The following is a 16868-nucleotide window of genomic DNA, read 5'->3' on the forward strand; positions in this document are numbered from 1 at the left end:
AGGATCACCGGCGACGCCGCTGGGCGCCCGGAGGAGTGGCGCGTCGGCCGACGCGAGTCCAGCCTCCCTGGAGCCTTCTCCGGCACGATCCGACCTCATCCCCTCGGAAGGAGCTCCTCTCATGCGCGCATCCCGTCCTCTTCCCGGCGACCCCTGGCCGTCGGAGATGGTCATCACGGTCGAGGACAACCCCGCGGCGCTGCTCGAGCTCCTCTGGATCCGCGAAGCGTGGGGCTTCACTCCGGCGGGCGACGGGCCGCCGCCGCTCGAGCGGTCCCCGGAACGGGTCGGGTCGGCGGAGCCCGGCGCCGACGAGCAGCGCGCCTGGCCTCAGCTGTGGCAGGACTGCGTCGAGCATCTGGCGGTCGAGACCGGCCCGCTCCTCCGGCAGCTCTCCAGCACCGCCGACGGATCCCCCGAGCGCGCACGCCTCCTCGACCTCGCGCGCGGCCCCGGCTGGCGGGAGCGCTTCGGCGACGACTCCCTCGGAGCGCCTTTCCGCGCCTGGCACGACGAGCTGCGGTCCGCCCGGATGGACGCACGGGACGTCCCTCTGGACGCCGCCCCCGAGCGGCGCTGCCTCGGCTCCCTCGTCCCCGCCTGGGAGGCCGGACTGACGACGGTGGTCACCCTCCCCTGCCGCGGCGAGTACACGCGCGCCGTCTCCGGCTCGGTGCTGCTCCTGACCGACAGCGACCACCGGGACCCGGACCGCTACGCGGCCGCGCTCCGCCGGTTCGCCGACGGCTCTCTGGAGTGACGGGGCACGGATCTCCGGATCGGATGAACGCTCGCGCGCTCCGGACGGTATCCCCCTCCGAGCCGCCGATCTCCGGCGACCGCAAGTCTCGAGGAGTGCACGATGACCAGGAACATCAGAGTCGGTATCGCAGCTGTCGCCGTCGCGGGCGTGATGGCGGTGGCACCCGTGCTCGCCGGTGCGAGCAGCGTCGCTCCCGCCGCGGCGACCAGCGACTCCAGCAGCGCGTCGGACAGGAACCTGATCAACGCGGTCCGCTCCGTGGCGGCGAAGCTGCGGGTCGTCGGACTCTCCGACGGCGGCACGAAGCTCGTGCAGTTCAACCCGACCAAGCCCGGCAAGGTCACGAACCGCGTCGCCGTCACCGGCCTCACCGGCGGCGACACCGCGCTCGTCGGCATCGACTACCGGGTCCAGGACGGCGCCCTCTACGGCGTCGGCGACAACGCGGCGAGCGCCGGCGTCTACTCCATCAACCCGTCCACCGGCGTGGCCACTCAGGTGACCCGTCTCACCGTGGCGCTGAGCGGCACCTCCTTCGGCGTCGACTTCAACCCCGCCGCCAACGCGCTGCGCGTGGTCAGCGACACGGGCCAGAACCTCCGTCAGCCGTTCGCCACCGCGGGCGCCGCGACGGTCGCCGACGGCACGCTCAGCTACGCCGCGCCCGCCGTGGCCACCGGTGTCGCCGGGGCCGCGTACACGAACAACGACCTCGACGCGAACAGCGCGACCACCCTGTTCGTCCTCGACACGGCCCTCGACCAGATCGCCATCCAGTCCCCGGCCAACGCCGGCACCCTGGCGCCGACCGGGAAGCTCGGCCTCGACGCAGCGGGTGCGACCGGCTTCGACATCTACTCCGTCCTCCGCAACGGCAGCTCCATCGGCTCGGTCGGCCTCGCCGCCGTCAACGGGTCGCTCTACGAGATCGGACTGCTGAACGGCACGGCGACTCCGCTCGGCGCCATCGGGGCGAACGTCACGGACATCGCCGTTCCGCTCGTCCAGCGCTGACCCGAAAGGCTCCCGGCGACCGCGCCCCTGCCGACCGACGCTCCCGGTGAGCGCCGGTCGGCAGGGGCGCCGGTCGGCAGGACGCTCCGGCGGGCCGCCGGGGCCGAGAGCCCTCATCGGAAAGTTCACTCAGCTATGCATCACCGTTCACCCACCGACGCGGCGATGAGGAGTGAGATGAGCGTGCCCCTTTCCGGGGTCTCACCTCTCAAGGAGTCCACGACGTGACACGACTGTTCCGCTCCGCGAACCGCGGACGCTCCGCTCTGGCCCTCTCGGCCGCTGCTCTGGTCTGCGCCGCCGCCCTGGCCGCACCCGGCGCCGCCACTGCCGTCGGTGCCGCCGACCTCTCCGCCACCGGCGGAGCCGCCCGCATCTCCCCGGTCGACGCCGACCTCTCCGACTCGCTGCGCGCAGCGGTGAAGGAGCAGGACGCGAAGAACGTCATCCTCCTCATCGGGGACGGCATGGGCGATTCGGAGATCACCGTCGCCCGCAACTACCAGTACGGAGCGGCCGGCCGCTTCCCCGGGATCGACGCCCTGCCGATCACCGGCCAGTACACGACCTACTCGCTCTACCGCGCGGACGACCCGGCGACGGGCGCCGTCAAGGGCGCCCCGGACTACGTGCCCGACTCCGCCGCCACCGGCAGCGCCTGGGCCACCGGCACCAAGACCTACGACAACGCCATCTCGGTCGACATCGACCAGCAGCGCAAGGACACCCTCCTCGAGATCGCGAAGGCGAACGGCCTGAAGACCGGCAACGTCACCACCGCCGAGATCCAGGACGCCACCCCGGCCGTGCAGGCCGCTCACGTCGACGCCCGCAGCTGCTACGGACCCGACAGCGCGAGCTGCGGCGACGACGCGCTGGAGAACGGCGGACTCGGCTCGATCAGCGAGCAGATCCTCGACACCCGCGCCGACCTGACCCTCGGCGGAGGGTCGGCCAGCTTCGCGCAGGTCGCCCGCGCCGGCGACTGGAGCGGCGAGCCGCTGTTCCAGCAGGCCGCGGAGCGCGGCTTCCAGGTGCTCGGGGACGCCACGACTCCCGCCACCGCCGCGCAGCTCGACGCGCTGACCGTCGCCGACCAGGACGCGCCCGTGCTCGGACTGTTCAACTCCGGCAACCTGCCCGTCCGCTACGCGCCCACCCCGGCGACGGTCGGCGGAGCGGACGCCGCCCCGCAGACCTGCGTCGCGAACCCCGACCGTCCGGCCGAGCAGCCGACGCTCCGCTCCCTGACCGAGAAGGCGATCGACCTCCTCGACACCGGCGACAAGGGCTTCTTCCTCCAGGTCGAGGGCGCGAGCATCGACAAGCAGGACCACGCCGCGAACGCGTGCGGCCAGATCGGCGAGACCGTCGACCTCGACGAGGCCGTCCAGGCCGCGCTCGCGTTCGCCGAGGCGGACGGGAACACCCTCGTCATCGTCACCGCCGACCACGCCCACTCCAGCCAGATCGTCGACTCGACCCCGCCGACCTCGCTCAGCACCGCGCTGAAGACCGCCGACGGCAGCACCATGAAGGTGTCGTACGGCACGGCCGCCGAGGGCGGATCGCAGCAGCACACCGGAACGCAGCTGCGCATCGCCGCCTACGGGCCGGGCGCGGCGAACGTCGCCGGGCTCACCGACCAGACCGACACGTTCTTCACCATCACGAACACGCTCGGAGTGGACCGCGACATCCGCTCGATGAGCTTCGGAGCCACCGCCGAGCTCTCCGGCTCGTCGTTCGCCCCCGGAGCCGACGTCACCCTCACCGCGAAGGGCTTCAACGGCGACACGCAGCTGATCGGCTCCGCGCCCCTGTTCACGGACCGCACCGCGACCCGCGACCTCGCCGGTGGCGGCCTCACCGTCACGGCGAAGGCGCCCACCACGCCCGGCGACTACAGCGTCACGGTGACCGGCGACCAGACCGGCAAGGCGATCACCCTGCCGTTCACCGTCACCGAGCGGCCGAAGTCGAGCACCCCCATCACCGACAAGGTCAAGGACCTCGGCGGGAAGCTGATCGACAAGATCCGCCAGCACTGAGCACTCGTCGGCCCGGCTCCTCTGGAGGAGCGCGGGCCGACGGAGTCGCGGGAAGGGCCGTCCCTCGGGGCGGCCCTTCCTCGCGTCCGGGGGGATCGGCACGACCGAGCGGGCCGGGTGAGCCCGCCTTTCGATCAGGACGCGTCGGCTCCCGGCGACTCGCGACGCGGCACGGCCCCCGCGCGATGCACGATCGAGCGGATCAGCGCTTCGAGCAGGAGCGGCGCCCCGGCGAGCGCCACCGAGGCGGCGACGACCGACTCCGTCCAGGGCGTGGTGTCGTACGACTGGGAGCCGACGAGCGCGGGAGCGATCGCGAACGTCGCGACGAGGTAGCCGGGCAGCGTCGATCCGATCAGGAGGACGAACGACGCGGCGCGGAGGGGCGACGTCCTCGCCACGAGGACCGCGAGCGCGAGAAGAGCGGTGGGCGCGACCAGTCCCAGCACGACCGCCGGGAGCATCGCCTGCAGGATCGTCGGTGCGCCGAGGATCCCGGACAGGACCGCGTGCAGGCCGAGGCAGCCGAACGCCGCGGCGACCACGGTCCGCATCACCGCGACCGGGCGCCGCCGTCCCGGACCGACCGCGGCGAGGACGGCGAGAGCGACGAGGAGGTGCCCGATCCCGAGCAGCTGCGCTGCCGATCCGACGTTCTCCCACGGATCGGCGGGCCACGAGTAGTCGTACCGGTGGTCCTCGATCGCCTGCTCGCCCAGGATCGGTCCGGCGACGGCCCAGCGCTGGACGGCTGCGAGCTGCTGCAGCCCGGCCGAGGCGAGCAGCAGGGCGCCGGCCACGAGGATCCGGCTCGAGCTCCGCTCTCGGGCTCCGGGACGTCCTGACTCCGCTGCTGTCATGCGGCCACGGTAGGGGCCGGGCCGTCCGGCACGGGTGGCCGGGAGGAGAACGTCTCGCCGCGATCGGTCCGCGCGAGACGCCTGCGCGCGATCCGGCGGGACCGCCCCCGGGCACCGGTGGGGGATGCTCCGCGGGGGACGAGACGAGGCCACCGCGTCCTCCGCGCACCGGCCCCTGCCCTGTTGCGGACATGTCCGCTAGAGGCTGTTGTCGGCGGTGGGACCGGGTGCCACTGTTCGGAGACGGCCGCCCACGGTCGACCCGATCGAAGGCTCCAGCATGCGCTCTCCCTCCGCCTCCCGCCCGACCGACCCGGACGCCGGTACGGCCCGCTCGACCCCTGAGCGGAGGACGAGGCCTCGGCCGGCGCTCGGCCTGCTCGCGCTGACGGCGACCGTCGCGCTCCTCCTCGGGACCACGGCTCCCCTGTCCGCGGTCGCCGCGGCTCCCGCTGCGACCGGTGTCGTCGGCTGGGGTGACGACTCCAGCGGGCAGGTCACTGCGCCGGCTGGGCTCACCGACGCGACGGCGATCGCCGCGGGCGGCTCCCACAGCCTCGCCCTGCGCAGCGACGGCACCGTCGCCGCCTGGGGCGAGGACAGCAGCGGGCAGGCCACCGTGCCGACCGTTCTGGACGACGTCGTCGCCGTCGACGCCGGCGTGAACCACAGCCTCGCCCTGCGGAGAGACGGGACCGTCACCGCCTGGGGCGACGACGGCGACGGGCAGGCCACAGTGCCGGACGGGCTCGCCGACGTCACCGCCATCGCTGCCGGCGGCTACCACAACCTCGCCCTGCACGGCGACGGGACCGTCACCGCCTGGGGATACGACTTCTACGGCCAGGCGACCGTGCCGGACGGGCTCAGCGGAGTCGTCGCCATCGCCGCCGGCCGATTCCACGACCTCGCGCTGCACCGCGACGGCACCGTCACCGCCTGGGGATACGACGCCTTCGGGCAGACCGACGTGCCCCCGGGACTCACCGGCGTCACCGCCGTCTCCGCCGGAGCCTCCCACAGCCTCGCGCTGCGCTCGGACGGGACCGTCGTCGCCTGGGGCAGCGACAGCGACGGCCAGTCCGACGTCCCCGACGGCCTCGCGGACGTCACCGCCGTCGCCGCCGGCGGGTACCACAGCCTCGCTGTGCGCCGCGACGGCACCGTCACCGCCTGGGGCTACGACGGCTTCGGAGAGGCCTCCGTGCCGGCGGGACTCACCGGCGCCACCGCCGTGTCCGGCGGCAGCTTCCACAGCCTCGCCCTCGGCGCTCGGCCCGTCTTCACGGCCGACGCCCCTCCGGCGACGGCGCCTCTCGGAGCGCCCTTCTCCTACACCTTCGCCACCGGCGGCGCGTCGACGTTCGAGCTCGCCTCCGGGTCCCTCCCGGCCGGCCTGACCCTCACCTCCGCGGGCGTCCTCTCCGGCACCCCGACCGTCGAGGGAGCGTCCTCCTTCACCGTGTCCGCCCGCACCACCTTCGGCACCACCACCGGCGCGCCCCACACCCTCACCGTCGGACCGGCGGCGACCGCTCCGACCCTCTCGGGGACGGCCGCGGCCGGCGTGGTCGGCTCCGCCTACGACTTCACGTACACGGCGACCGGATCCCCGGCGCCGGTCGTCACCGTCGTGTCGGGCACTCTGCCTCCCGGGCTCGCCCTCGACGGCTCAGGCCGCCTCACCGGCACCCCGACCACCGCGGGGACGTACGGCTTCACCCTCCGCGCGGTGAACCCGGCGGGCACCGTCGAGGCGGCGAGCACGCTGACCGTCTCTCCGCAGAAGGCGACCACGAGGGCCGACCTGCGCGTCGACGTCTCCGCTCCGACCACCGCGGTGAAGGGGAGGACGTTCACGTACACGCTCATCACGAAGAACGCCGGACCCTCCACGTCGGCGTCCGTCTTCTCGAAGGTGGTCCTCCCCCCGACCGTGCAGTTCGTCTCCGCCACGGGCTCGTACAGCCGCATCGGGAGCATCGTGATCTTCCCGCGCTCGAGTCTCGCGAACGGGCAGACCGTCACCGAGAGGATCACCGTCACGGCCACGCGCACCGGCACCGCGACCGCCTTCGCCGCCGCGTTCTCGGTCAGGACACCGGACCCGTCGATGCGCAGCAACACCGACACCGCCGCGACGACCGTCCGCTGACGGCGGGCGCAGGAGGACGGCGGGCGGGCCTCCGGGATCGCCCGCCGTCTCGATCCGCGGGTACGGATGCATCCGGGGAATTCCCGCTCACCGGCGCCCGACCCGCGGAGGGGCTCGCGGCTAGAGCACGTCCGCGATCGCGGCGAACGTCCTGTCCGGGTCCTCGAGCTGCATGTCGTGGTGCACGCCCGGGAGCCGGCGCACCTGCCAGCCCCGCTGCTCGAGCCGCGCGGCCAGGGCGTCCGGCAGCACCGCCGGCGACTGGTCGGAGAGCACGACCGTCGACGGGACCGTCGGCGCCTCGACCGGGACCGGGTGGAAGGCGACGTCCCGGAACACGCCGACGGCCATCCGCGCGTCGAACCGCTTCTTCGCGTCGTCGAGGAGCGCGCGGGTCTCGGGGCTGTAGGCGGCGCGGACCGCGGCGCCCGCCCGCGCCTGTCCGAGCTGAGCGAGGCCGAGCGACAGGAGCGGCACCGCCCAGAACAGCCGTCCGGCGAGGCCGCTCGTCGGCAGCGACAGGGCGAACCCGGGATCGAGGTAGACGGCCCGGCCGGGCGCGAGTGCGGCGACGGCGCGCTGCAGCACCGCGCCGCCGAGCGAGTGGCCGACCACGCTGTCGAGCCCCGCCGGCAGCGACTCGACCAGATCAGCGGCCATGTCGTCGATCCGGTACGACTCCGCCCGCGGGCTCGCGCCGTGCCCACGCAGATCGACGGCCGTGACCGTGTAGCGGCCGGTCGCGACGAGCCGCTCGACGAACGGCCCCCAGGTCGTCGCCGACGCGCCGAGGCCGTGCACCAGCCCGACGTGTCGCGGTCCGGATCCGGTGGTGAGGGTCTGCAGGCGCATCCCCTGATCCTGCCGGAGACGGCGCCTGAGGCGGAGGCGCCGGGCGGATGCGGAGCCTGCTGCTGCACCCTCTGCGTCGACGATCGCGCCACATCTCCTGCCATCGAGGTGTGCGCTCTTGACTCCGCCGATGCGCGCTGGGAGGTTCTCCGGATGCGGTGGCACTCCGCCGTCCGCCCGAGCAGCCGGCCGAAGAGAGGACCTCCATGACAGCGACGAGCAGAGCCACGGGAACGGTCGGCCGGACCGCCGTCGTCTTCGGGGCGGCGGGTCTCGTCGTCGGGGCCGTCGTCGGCGGAGCCGCCGTCTTCGGAGCGGGGCTCCTCCTCGACGACTCGAGATCGAGGATCACGATCCGGGACGTCACCCGCGCGGAGCTGGACGGACTCGAGCGCGCTGCCGCTCCGAGCAGGGAGGCCTGCGGAGATCGTCGTGGGTGCGTGGAGGGCGTCGACGGGCCCGGGGCGTCGATCCACCGCTACCACTCCCTCGATCTCGCGCGGCAGGCGACGGTGTACAACACGAGGGACGTCTACCGGTCGGACCGGCTCGTCGTCGAGTTCGAACCGGATCTGGGCCCCGATGAGCGGCACGACCTGATCCAGGTGATCGAAGGGACCTGGACCGGGAGCAGCGACTGACGGGCGTGAAGCGAGCCGCACGGACGGCGTCGACGAGCGACCGGAGGGCGGGGCCCTCGACTACTCGCTCAGCGCCGATCCTCCCCCGGAATGCCCACCGGACAGGGGCCTCCGCAGGGGGTCCGCTCGGGTGCGGTCCGGGCCTACGCTCGCCCCATGCACCTCCGCACGGTCGCGATCAGGCCCGGCACCGCCGCCCTCGCGCCGGTCGGCGCGCCGCCTCGGACCGCGCTGGACGACGTGCTCGCCCACCTGATCGCGGCGCTGGCGATCGGATCCGGCCTGCTGCTCGTCCCGGCGGGCGTCGGCGGAGTGCCGCTCCTCGCCACCGGATCGACCGGAGCGAGCGCCTTCGAGGCGTGGGCGCTGATCCGGACGACGGTGGCCCTGCAGATCGGCATCGCCGTGCTCGCGATCGGTCTCGGCGCCGTGGCGCGGACGCGCGGACCCGCGGGAACCCGGGCGGAGCGCTGGTGCGTGGTCGCCGCGGTGAGCGCCGCGATCGGCGTGGTCCTGCTGGTCGTGCCGCCGGCCTGAGGAGCCTCCGGAGAGCGACGACCACCGGCCCGTCAGAATCGCCGCGCCCGGCCGTGACCGAACCGTCACCTCGCGCCGCGCGGCGTGATCGGATCGTTGCAGGATCCGGCACCGGCTGAGGTTCCGCATAGGACACACTCGGCCACAGGGGGCGATCGTCCCCCGCTCATGGGGAAGCCGACCGCGATCAGCGGCTCGGAGAAAGCAGGAATCGTGCGTTCTGCGCGACGACGCCACGGCGTCACCATCATCACCACTGCGGCACTGCTGGGGGCGCTCGCGTTCCCGTCCGTCGCCCTGGCCACCGAGGTCGTCCCTGACGCCGCCTCGAGCCCCGCACCGGCCGAGCCGGCTCCCACCGCGGAGCCGACCGCGACTCCGGAGCCCACGGCGACGCCGCAGCCGGCCTCGACTCCGGCGCCCACTCCGGCTCCGACCACCGCGCCCGTCGAGAGCGCGCAGTCGCCCCTGGCGATCGCCCTCGACCGCACCACCTACGAAGCGGGCTCGGCGTTCTCCGCGATCCCCTCGGCGGAGGGCTGGGCCGGCGGCCTGAACGTGTCCGGGACCGGTTTCCAGCCCGGCACCGTCGCCGTCGTCGTGCTCCGCGACGGCGCCTCGGAGGAGGCCGTCACCACCAGCGTGATCACCGCCTCCGGCGAGCTCCGCCTCCAGGACTGGCTCCCCACCGACGCGGACGGCGTCGCGGTGGACCCCCACCTCCCGCTCCCCGGCGAGACGATCTCCGTCGTCGCGGAGGGACTCGACGCCTCGGGCGCCCGTGTCGCCTCCGATGCCGTCGAGCTGACCGTGACGCAGCCCGACACGAGCGTCGTCTTCCAGAACCGGGAGGACGGCGGGGTGCTCCCGGCCGGTGCGGACATCCAGGTCGGAGAGTTCCGGATCTACGGCGTCGTCGCCTCGTTCCGCGGATTCGACCGCGGCGAGGACGTGTCCGTCACGCTCACCGCGCCCGACGGCAGCACCTCCGCCCTCGTGCCCCCCGCGCCGACCCCGCTCTCGGGCGAGGCCTTCGTCCTGCTCGACGCCGACACCATGGCGGACCAGCTGGGCACCTTCTCCGTCACCGCCACGGGAGAGACCAGCGGACGCTCCGTGACGTCGTCGCTGGAGCAGGTCCCCTCGCGCACCGCGATCCGGATCTGGCCCCAGGGGGCTTCGCCCGAGCCCGCCCCGGCGGACGGACAGCCCACCAGCGGTGGCGCTCTCCTCGGCTTCGGCGCGGACGAGACCGTCTCGATCGGCGTCTTCTCGACCTCGGGTGCGCGCCAGACGCTCACGGGCGGCGGCTCGAGCCTCGAGGTCGGCGTCGACGGGCTCGGCTGGAGCCTGATCTCCCTCGGCGAGTACCCGCTGCAGGACCCGGCGAGCGAGATCTACTGCGTCATCGCCCGCGGCACGTCGAGCGGTCTCGTGGCGAGCACCTCCTACGACTACACGCTGACGGAGGAGGACCCGATCGCCGGAGAGGCCGACTGCTCCGCCGCGGTCGCCGCGGTCACGGCGCACCCTGTCGGCGCCGGGCCCGCAGGGCACCCGGCCGGCTCCGGACCCGCGGCGCAGACGGGCGGCCACCGCCCCGTCCTCGCCTCGACCGGCGTCTCGACGACCGCGCCGCTCGCCCTGGCCGCCTTCGGCATCCTCGGCGGTCTCGCCCTGACGGTGCGCCGCCGCCGCGCGTAGACGGCCACGCACCGCGGACGACGAAGGTGCCCGGGCACACCGCCCGGGCGCCTTCGCCGTCGCGAGACCCGTCGGGTCAGTCGGACGGCACGGCGCAGGTCTCCTCCGCCGCGGTCTGGCCCGGAGCGTCGACGGCGACGGGAGCGGGATCCGTCGGAGCCGCGCCGCCGTCCGCGGGCGCCTCCGCCGCGGGCGCCTCCTCCGCCGGAGCGTCGGATGCGAGGGTCACCGGCTGGTCGTTGAGGACGCGGTTCATGAGCTCGGCCCCGACCTCGGCGTTGGGCACGACCTTGCCCGGGTAGTCCGGGTCGTCGAGCGCCGGGTACTGCACGAACACCATCTTCGAGAGGTCGACGTCCTTCAGCGCGAGGGCGAGCGAGATCATCGTCGCCGGGCTCGTGAGCGACGTCGACAGGTGCACGTTCGACGAGGTCGCCTGCGCGAGTCCGTAGAGGGCGGGGATGTTCGAGAGGGTGTCGGCCGAGCGGACGGTGCGCATCAGCGAGGCCAGGTACTGCTGCTGCGACGAGATGCGGCTGAGGTCGCTCTGGTCGCCGACGCCGTGGCGGCTGCGGAGGAACGAGAGGGCCATGGACCCGGAGACGGTGGAGGTGCCGGCGGGCAGGTCGAGTCCCGAGTCGGTGTCGAGGATCGGACCCGTGAGGCAGATCGGGACGCCGCCGACGGCGTTGCTCATCTCGATGACGCCGTTGAAGGACACCCAGCCGGCGTAGGGCACCGTCAGGCCGGTGAACTGCTGCAGGGTGTCGTTGACGCAGGCGAGCCCGCCGTACTGGAACGCGGAGTTGAGCGGGACGCCGGCGGCGGCCTCGGTGACGACGCCCGTCTCGGGGTCGGTGCACGCGGGACGGTCCAGGATCAGGTCGCGCGGGAAGCTGATCACCGTCGCGCTGCGGTGGTCGGCCGAGACGTGGAGCAGGATGTTGACGTCGTTGAGCGTGTCGTCGCGGACGCCGAAGGAGTCGCCCTGCGTGGCGTCGTTGTCGGTGCCGACCACCAGGACGTCGAAGCCGCCCTCGACCGCGCCCATCTGCACGTTCCCGGCGGTGGGAGGAGCGACGCCCAGGTCGACCGCGTTGTCGGCGACGTTCCGGCTGATGCTCACCGTCGCGATCGCCACGAGCGAGGTGGCGCTGACGGCGAGGACGCCGACCACCGCCGCGATCCCGACCACCACTGTCCGCACCCCGGACCGCCGCCGGAGCCGCCCGTGCCGCACCGCGCGCTCGTGAACCCTCATGCGCTCCCACCCCTCGCCCCGCCCGCCCGTTCGCCGACGCAGTCGCTCGCCAGTGTAGGCAGGCCCCCTCCGATGCGGCGCGGAACGGCCCTGCTACCGTCGTGCGCGCATCGAGGAGCGGAGGAGGAGCCGTGGAACGCCGAGTCGTCGATCCCGTCACGCAGATCGAGTGGATCGTCCCGCCGTTCGCGACCGAGGAGGACACCCTCGCCCGCGCGCGGGCCGATCGGGAGGGGCGGCTCGCCGACCTCCGCCTGTACCCGGACCACTGCGCGGAGTATCCGCTCTGGGCGGTCGACGGCCCGATCGACGACCCGGGTGCGATCGGCGTCCCGGAGGCCCTGCACGGACCGCTGCTCCGCTGGCAGGAGCTCTGGGCGTCCGGATGCGACGTGTTCGAGGGCTGGAGGAGCGCCGAGGCGGAGGAGCGCTGGCTCGCCCTCGGCCGGGAGCTGCACACCGAGCTCGAGGCCGCCCTCTGGCTGACGACCCGGGTGCTCGCCTGCTTCTGAGGACTGCTGCTCGGACATCCGCGGGAAAGCCGGCGCAACCCGTCCCCGGACCGGCCCCCGCGTGCCTACCCTGGACGGTGCGCTCTCCTCGTCTTCTGCAGCAGGTCGTCGGCAAGCTCGGCGGGCAGCGGCCCGCGGCCCCGGTGAGCCGTCGAGCGCAGCGCGCGCTCCTCGCCGAGCAGACGGTCCGCGGAGTGCTCGAGCTGGCCGTGCGGCTGGGCGAGACGCTGCTCTCGCTGGGGTCCGCGGCCGCCGAGGTGACCGAGACGATCCAGCGGGTGTGCCGCGCCTACGGCATCGAGTGCCAGGTCGACCTCACCTTCACGTCGATCCTGGTCGTGCACGACGGAGGCGACGACTCCCCCAGCGTGAGCGTGCTGCGCGTCGTCCCCTCCCGCAGCGCCGACTACGAGCGGCTCGCCCGCGTGACGGCGCTCGTCACCGCCATCACCGAGGGCTCGCCGGAGGTGCGGGTCGCCGACGCCGTCGACTCCGCCGAGGCCCGCGAGGAGGCCCGCCACCAGTTCGAGGCCGCGCACGACCGGCTCGACGCGATCCTCGTCCAGCCGCACCGCTACCGCCGCGGAGTCGTCACCCTCACGCTCGCGCTGATGGCCGCGGGCGTCGCGCTCCTGCTCGGGGGCGGACCCCTCGTCGTGCTCCTCGCCGCCGCGACGGCCGCCGCGATCGACCTGGTCAACCAGCTGCTCGCCCGCTGGGGCCTGCCCGCCTTCTTCCAGCAGATCGCCGGCGCCGCGCTGGCGACCGGAGTGGCGGTGGTGCTGCTCGCGGTCGTGCCGCGTCTGCCCGTGGAGCTGGCGGTGCTGCCGCCCGCGCTCGTCGTCGCGTCGGGGGTGGTCGTGCTCCTCGCCGGGCTCTCGTTCGTGGGAGCGGCGGACGACGCGATCAACGGGTTCCCGATCACGGCGGGCGGCCGACTGCTCGAGGTCGGGCTGCTGACGCTGGGCATCGTCGTCGGGATCGCCGTGGTGCTCGACGGCGCGCGCTCGCTCGGGGTCGAGCTGGTGCTGGTCGACTCCTACGCCCGCCCCTGGCCGGCCGCTGTGCAGGTGCTCGGCGCCGGGGTCGCGGCCGGCGCCTGGGCGCTCTCGTCGCACACCCCGCCGCGGCCCGCGCTCATCGCCGCCCTCACCGGAGCCGGCGCGTTCCTCGTCTCCGACTCCCTGACCACCTCGGGCTTCGCGCCGCTCATGGCCAACGCCCTCCCGGCGCTGGCGATCGGCCTGCTCGGCGAGATGCTGGCCGAGCGGATGCGGGTGCCCGCCGTGGTGACGACCGCGTGCGCGATCGTCCCCCTCCTGCCCGGCCTCACCCTCTACCGCGGCGTCCTCGGCCTCACCTCGAACGCCGGCCCGAGCGCCGGGATCGAGCTCCTGCTCCAGGCGGGCATGATCGCGCTGGGCCTCGCCGGCGGAGTCACGCTCGGCCGGATCGCCTACCGCCGCCTGCGCACCCCGATCGTGCGGGCGGTGGCGCCGGTCCGCGCCCGGACCCGCCGGGACCGCGGGATCGAGCAGGCCCTCGCCGCCGACGTCCTCTACCCCGACGGCGCAGAAGCGGGGCAGACGGACGCAGGGCAGGACGCCACGGCGCCGGGCAGCGGACCCGGCCTCCCGGCGTCCGACCCGTCGGCGCCGGCCGCGGTCGACCCCGCGCCGCTGCCCGACGAGCCGGCGGCTCCCGCGGAGGAGCCGTTCACCCGCACCGGGATCGTCCCGATCGTCAGCACGATCGGCGTGACGGAGCCGGTGCCGATCATCACCGGGGAGGATCCGGCCGACCGGGGCTGACGACAGGGCCTGCTCCCGCGGCCGGCTCCTCGCCGCAGAGGGAGCCGCCCCGCCGGTCAGCCCGCGTCGCCCCGCACGACCGCGGTCCGGCGGGTGTCGATGACGATCACCGAGCCGAGCACGATCAGGGCGAGCGACACCGAGGCGAGCGTGTCGGTCAGCCAGTGGTAGCCGAGGTAGAGCCGGGCGACGATCTGGCCGGCGATCATCCCGAGCGAGAGCGCGAAGCCCCCGATCATCCAGCTCCGGGAGGAGCGGCGGGAGGCGAGGAGGAACGTGGTGATCAGGAAGAAGTCGCTCACGCCGGTGACGTGGCCGGAGGGGAACGAGAAGGTCCCGTCGGGCCCGAGCAGCATGTACTCGACCGGCGGGCGCATCCGCATCACGAGGTGAGCGGCCAGCTGCACGCTGAGCATCCCGACGAGCATGCCTCCGGCCAGGAGGATCGGCCGCCAGAGATGGCGGGCGAGGACGAACCAGAGCACGAGCACCGCCAGGATGATGACCGGCAGGTAGACCGGCCCGAAGACGGTGGCGAGCGCGTCCATCACGACCGTGCCCTCGGCGGAGCGCTTCTCGCGGAACCACTCGGCGACGACCGGATCGAGGACGGTGAGGCCGGTGCCGCTCGCGACCTGCGCGGTGGAGGCCGCGAAGAGGACGACGCCGACGCCGATGAGGCCGAAGCCGGCACGGTCGAGGCCGCGGCGCGCCTCCGGGGCCATCACGCGCTCCTCCACGAGGAACCGCTGGTGGAAGCGGGCGCGGCGCGAGAGGGCGGGGGCGGTCATCCGCTCACCCTAGGGCTGCGGAGGCGCCGCCGACCGGGCCGTTCGCTCAGCGTCCTGCCGCGTAGTGCGTCTGGATCTGCTCCGGCGTGAGGACCGTCGAGTACACCGCGGCGTAGCGCAGGCTCCCGCCGAAGTACGAGGAGCCGACGTTCGGCCACTGGCCGCCCAGGCTGTCGTATCCGATCTTCCAGGTGCCCGTCGTGTTCTCGGCCGTGCGGTACGTGCTGTTCGAGGCGACCTTCACGCCGTCGACCCAGAGCGCGATGCCCGCCGTCGGCGAGAGCGTGGAGACGACGTGGTGCCAGAGCCCGTCGTTGACGGCTCGGGTGCTCGTGATGGTCTGCGCAGCGCCGTTGTAGACGCCGAAGACGAGCTTGCCGTCGGCACCGATGTAGGTGTGGCGGTCGTACTGGCCGCCGGGAGCGGTGGCGCCCGCGCTGAAGCTGAAGAGCTTGCCGCCGGCGTTCGTGGTCTTGAACCAGATCTCGGTGCTGAAGGTGCCGGGGTTCCTGATCTCCAGCGGCGTGCTCAGGTACTGGTTGGTGCCGTTCGGCGTCCACGAGCCGCCCGCGTCGCGCGGGCAGGCCTTGGGCGTCGCGGCGGAGCTGACCATCGCGGTCGGGAAGAGGCTGGTGGAGCGGTAGGTGCCCGGGTACTGGCCGGAGTCCGTGTCGGGCGCGGTCGTCGATCCGCTCGGCTGCGCGAGCGTGTAGGAGAAGAGCGCGGCCCCGCGGTCGGCGGCGAGGGCGCCGTCGCAGGTGAAGAACGCGGCGGCGCTGCCGACCGTGTTGGTCGAGTTCAGGATCGAGGCGGTGTACGCGCCGGAGGTGGCCGGGGCGGTGAGCAGCACGGCGGCCAGGGCGGCGGCGGCGAGGGCGGCGACGACAGACCTCGGGCGGGCGAGGAGGGTGCGCAGCCGCGCGGCCGGTGAGGCGGCGGAGAGGCGGTGCCGGCTCATGCCGTCTCCTCCTCGCGGGCGGCGCGGCGGCCGCGCTCGGCGGTCCGCTCCGGCTCCCCGGGGAGGCCGACGAAGACCGTGTAGAGCACCGGGATCGCGCAGAGCAGGACGAAGAGGACCCAGCCCCAGAACGGCAGGTGCAGAGCGGAGGAGAGGGCGTAGGCGTCTCCGTCGTGCGCCGGGATCTGCAGGCGGCCGACCTGTCCGGAGACCAGGTCCACGGGGTCGGCGCCCTCGGCGCTCACGCGGATGGGGAGGACGCCCGTCGAGACGAGCGTGGCGTTCGTCGTGCCGCTGTCGACCGTGGCCTCGAGGACGACGATGCCGACGAGCGGGCGGAGCACGAAGACGGTGACGGACGCGACGAGCGAGAGGCCGAGGATCCGCATCGACGCCCGCTGGGTGGGCGAGGCGATGAAGCGGGTGAGCAGCTGCACGAGGACGGCGCCGATGATCAGCAGCGGCAGGCCGCGCACGAGCCAGCCGAGCACCGGCAGCGCCGTGGTGACGACTCCGATGAGCTGGTCCTGGCCGGTGGCCCACGGATCGACGGCTCCGTTGATGTCGCCCTGGGTGCGGAGCGTGCCGTCGTCGGCGATCTCGACGACCCGGTGGGTGTAGGTCTCGTCGGGCGTGGTGGTGGGGTGGAAGCTGACCGCGTCGCCGACCCGGACGTCCTCGAGTGCCGTCGGCTCGGTGAGGACGAGGGTGCCGACCGGGGCGGCCGTGCCCATGGAGGGCGTCTGCACGATGAACCAGCGTCCGCCGGACGCGTGGAACAGGAGCGCCGCCGTGACCAGGACGGCCAGCAGAGCGGTCGTCGTCCCGATCAGGGCGGTGCGGAGGAGGGACCGACGGGGGCGGTCGCGGTCGGCGTGGGCGTGGCCGTCGGCGCCGGAGTGGCGGCCCTCTTCGCGAGCACGATGGACGCCGTCGCTCCCTTCAGCCCGCTCGGCCG

15 protein-coding genes are annotated in these 16868 nt (G+C 73.9%); 9 read left to right on the plus strand and 6 right to left on the minus strand.

Annotated features, from left to right (window positions below; translation table 11 throughout):
- Positions 1-121 precede the first annotated feature (121 nt).
- The 3 genes from C5C44_RS03680 to phoA all read left to right on the plus strand — a co-directional run bounded on the left by C5C44_RS03680 (position 122) and on the right by phoA (position 3828).
- A complete protein-coding gene (locus C5C44_RS03680) occupies positions 122-760 on the plus strand; it encodes a hypothetical protein (RefSeq protein ID WP_104226551.1) in 639 nt (212 codons plus the stop codon).
- Between the two features lie 102 nt (positions 761-862).
- Entirely contained in the window at positions 863-1777 is a 915-nt protein-coding gene (locus C5C44_RS03685) for a DUF4394 domain-containing protein (protein WP_219812287.1), read from the plus strand.
- Positions 1778-2001: 224 nt separating this feature from the next.
- Positions 2002-3828, plus strand: a complete 1827-nt coding sequence (gene phoA / locus C5C44_RS03690) for an alkaline phosphatase (RefSeq protein WP_308471034.1) — start codon at positions 2002-2004, stop codon at positions 3826-3828.
- Positions 3829-3962: 134 nt separating this feature from the next.
- On the opposite strand, the gene C5C44_RS03695 is transcribed toward phoA, so the two are convergent.
- Entirely contained in the window at positions 3963-4688 is a 726-nt protein-coding gene (locus C5C44_RS03695) for a hypothetical protein (RefSeq protein WP_146081503.1), read from the minus strand.
- A gap of 280 nt (positions 4689-4968) precedes the next feature.
- Between C5C44_RS03695 and C5C44_RS03700 the strand changes: the two genes are divergently transcribed.
- Entirely contained in the window at positions 4969-6843 is a 1875-nt protein-coding gene (locus C5C44_RS03700; RefSeq protein WP_104335315.1) for a DUF11 domain-containing protein, read from the plus strand.
- A gap of 120 nt (positions 6844-6963) precedes the next feature.
- Here C5C44_RS03700 and C5C44_RS03705 read toward each other — a convergent pair whose 3' ends face one another.
- Entirely contained in the window at positions 6964-7695 is a 732-nt protein-coding gene (locus tag C5C44_RS03705) for an alpha/beta fold hydrolase (RefSeq protein WP_104226554.1), read from the minus strand.
- Between the two features lie 206 nt (positions 7696-7901).
- On the opposite strand from C5C44_RS03705, the gene C5C44_RS03710 reads away from it, so the two are divergent.
- The 3 genes from C5C44_RS03710 to C5C44_RS16915 all read left to right on the plus strand — a co-directional run bounded on the left by C5C44_RS03710 (position 7902) and on the right by C5C44_RS16915 (position 10577).
- Entirely contained in the window at positions 7902-8336 is a 435-nt protein-coding gene (locus C5C44_RS03710) for a hypothetical protein (RefSeq protein WP_104226555.1), read from the plus strand.
- 156 nt (positions 8337-8492) lie between these two features.
- On the plus strand, positions 8493-8873 hold the full coding sequence (locus C5C44_RS03715; RefSeq protein ID WP_104262235.1) for a hypothetical protein: 381 nt from the start codon (positions 8493-8495) through the stop codon (positions 8871-8873).
- Between the two features lie 168 nt (positions 8874-9041).
- On the plus strand, positions 9042-10577 hold the full coding sequence (locus tag C5C44_RS16915; RefSeq protein ID WP_104335316.1) for a hypothetical protein: 1536 nt from the start codon (positions 9042-9044) through the stop codon (positions 10575-10577).
- 76 nt (positions 10578-10653) lie between these two features.
- Here the strand turns inward: C5C44_RS16915 and C5C44_RS03725 are convergent, their stop codons facing one another.
- The gene (locus tag C5C44_RS03725; protein ID WP_104234001.1) at positions 10654-11838 is read right to left on the minus strand and encodes an LCP family protein; all 1185 of its coding nucleotides are present in this window, start codon (positions 11836-11838) and stop codon (positions 10654-10656) included.
- 131 nt (positions 11839-11969) lie between these two features.
- On the opposite strand from C5C44_RS03725, the gene C5C44_RS16920 reads away from it, so the two are divergent.
- Together C5C44_RS16920 and C5C44_RS03735 are read left to right on the plus strand one after the other, a co-directional pair.
- Positions 11970-12350, plus strand: a complete 381-nt coding sequence (locus tag C5C44_RS16920) for a hypothetical protein (RefSeq protein WP_104324363.1) — start codon at positions 11970-11972, stop codon at positions 12348-12350.
- 77 nt (positions 12351-12427) lie between these two features.
- Entirely contained in the window at positions 12428-14161 is a 1734-nt protein-coding gene (locus C5C44_RS03735; RefSeq protein WP_181132691.1) for a threonine/serine exporter ThrE family protein, read from the plus strand.
- 56 nt (positions 14162-14217) lie between these two features.
- On the opposite strand, the gene C5C44_RS03740 is transcribed toward C5C44_RS03735, so the two are convergent.
- The 3 genes from C5C44_RS03740 to C5C44_RS16925 form a co-directional block, all read right to left on the minus strand.
- Positions 14218-14952 (minus strand): phosphatase PAP2 family protein, encoded by a 735-nt coding sequence (locus C5C44_RS03740; RefSeq protein WP_104335319.1) that lies wholly within the window; start codon positions 14950-14952, stop codon positions 14218-14220.
- Between the two features lie 46 nt (positions 14953-14998).
- Positions 14999-15910, minus strand: a complete 912-nt coding sequence (locus tag C5C44_RS03745) for a LamG domain-containing protein (protein WP_104335320.1) — start codon at positions 15908-15910, stop codon at positions 14999-15001.
- Positions 15907-16868, minus strand: a 962-nt coding sequence (locus C5C44_RS16925; protein ID WP_104335321.1) for a S26 family signal peptidase, incomplete at its 5' end; no start/stop codon positions are given. The genes C5C44_RS03745 and C5C44_RS16925, both read right to left, overlap by 4 nt.

The sequence above is a fragment of the Rathayibacter sp. AY1F6 genome (assembly GCF_002932035.1).
In the GTDB taxonomy this organism is placed as follows: Bacteria; Actinomycetota; Actinomycetes; order Actinomycetales; family Microbacteriaceae; genus Rathayibacter.

Coding starts and splice junctions, on each gene's coding strand:
- C5C44_RS03680 (WP_104226551.1), top strand. CDS start 122: ATGCGCGCATCCCGTCCTCTTCCCGGCGACCCCTGGCCGTCGGAGATG.
- C5C44_RS03685 (WP_219812287.1), top strand. CDS start 863: ATGACCAGGAACATCAGAGTCGGTATCGCAGCTGTCGCCGTCGCGGGC.
- C5C44_RS03695 (WP_146081503.1), bottom strand. CDS start 4,688: ATGACAGCAGCGGAGTCAGGACGTCCCGGAGCCCGAGAGCGGAGCTCG.
- C5C44_RS03700 (WP_104335315.1), top strand. CDS start 4,969: ATGCGCTCTCCCTCCGCCTCCCGCCCGACCGACCCGGACGCCGGTACG.
- C5C44_RS03705 (WP_104226554.1), bottom strand. CDS start 7,695: ATGCGCCTGCAGACCCTCACCACCGGATCCGGACCGCGACACGTCGGG.
- C5C44_RS03710 (WP_104226555.1), top strand. CDS start 7,902: ATGACAGCGACGAGCAGAGCCACGGGAACGGTCGGCCGGACCGCCGTC.
- C5C44_RS03715 (WP_104262235.1), top strand. CDS start 8,493: ATGCACCTCCGCACGGTCGCGATCAGGCCCGGCACCGCCGCCCTCGCG.
- C5C44_RS16915 (WP_104335316.1), top strand. CDS start 9,042: ATGGGGAAGCCGACCGCGATCAGCGGCTCGGAGAAAGCAGGAATCGTG.
- C5C44_RS03725 (WP_104234001.1), bottom strand. CDS start 11,838: ATGAGGGTTCACGAGCGCGCGGTGCGGCACGGGCGGCTCCGGCGGCGG.
- C5C44_RS03740 (WP_104335319.1), bottom strand. CDS start 14,952: ATGACCGCCCCCGCCCTCTCGCGCCGCGCCCGCTTCCACCAGCGGTTC.
- C5C44_RS03745 (WP_104335320.1), bottom strand. CDS start 15,910: ATGAGCCGGCACCGCCTCTCCGCCGCCTCACCGGCCGCGCGGCTGCGC.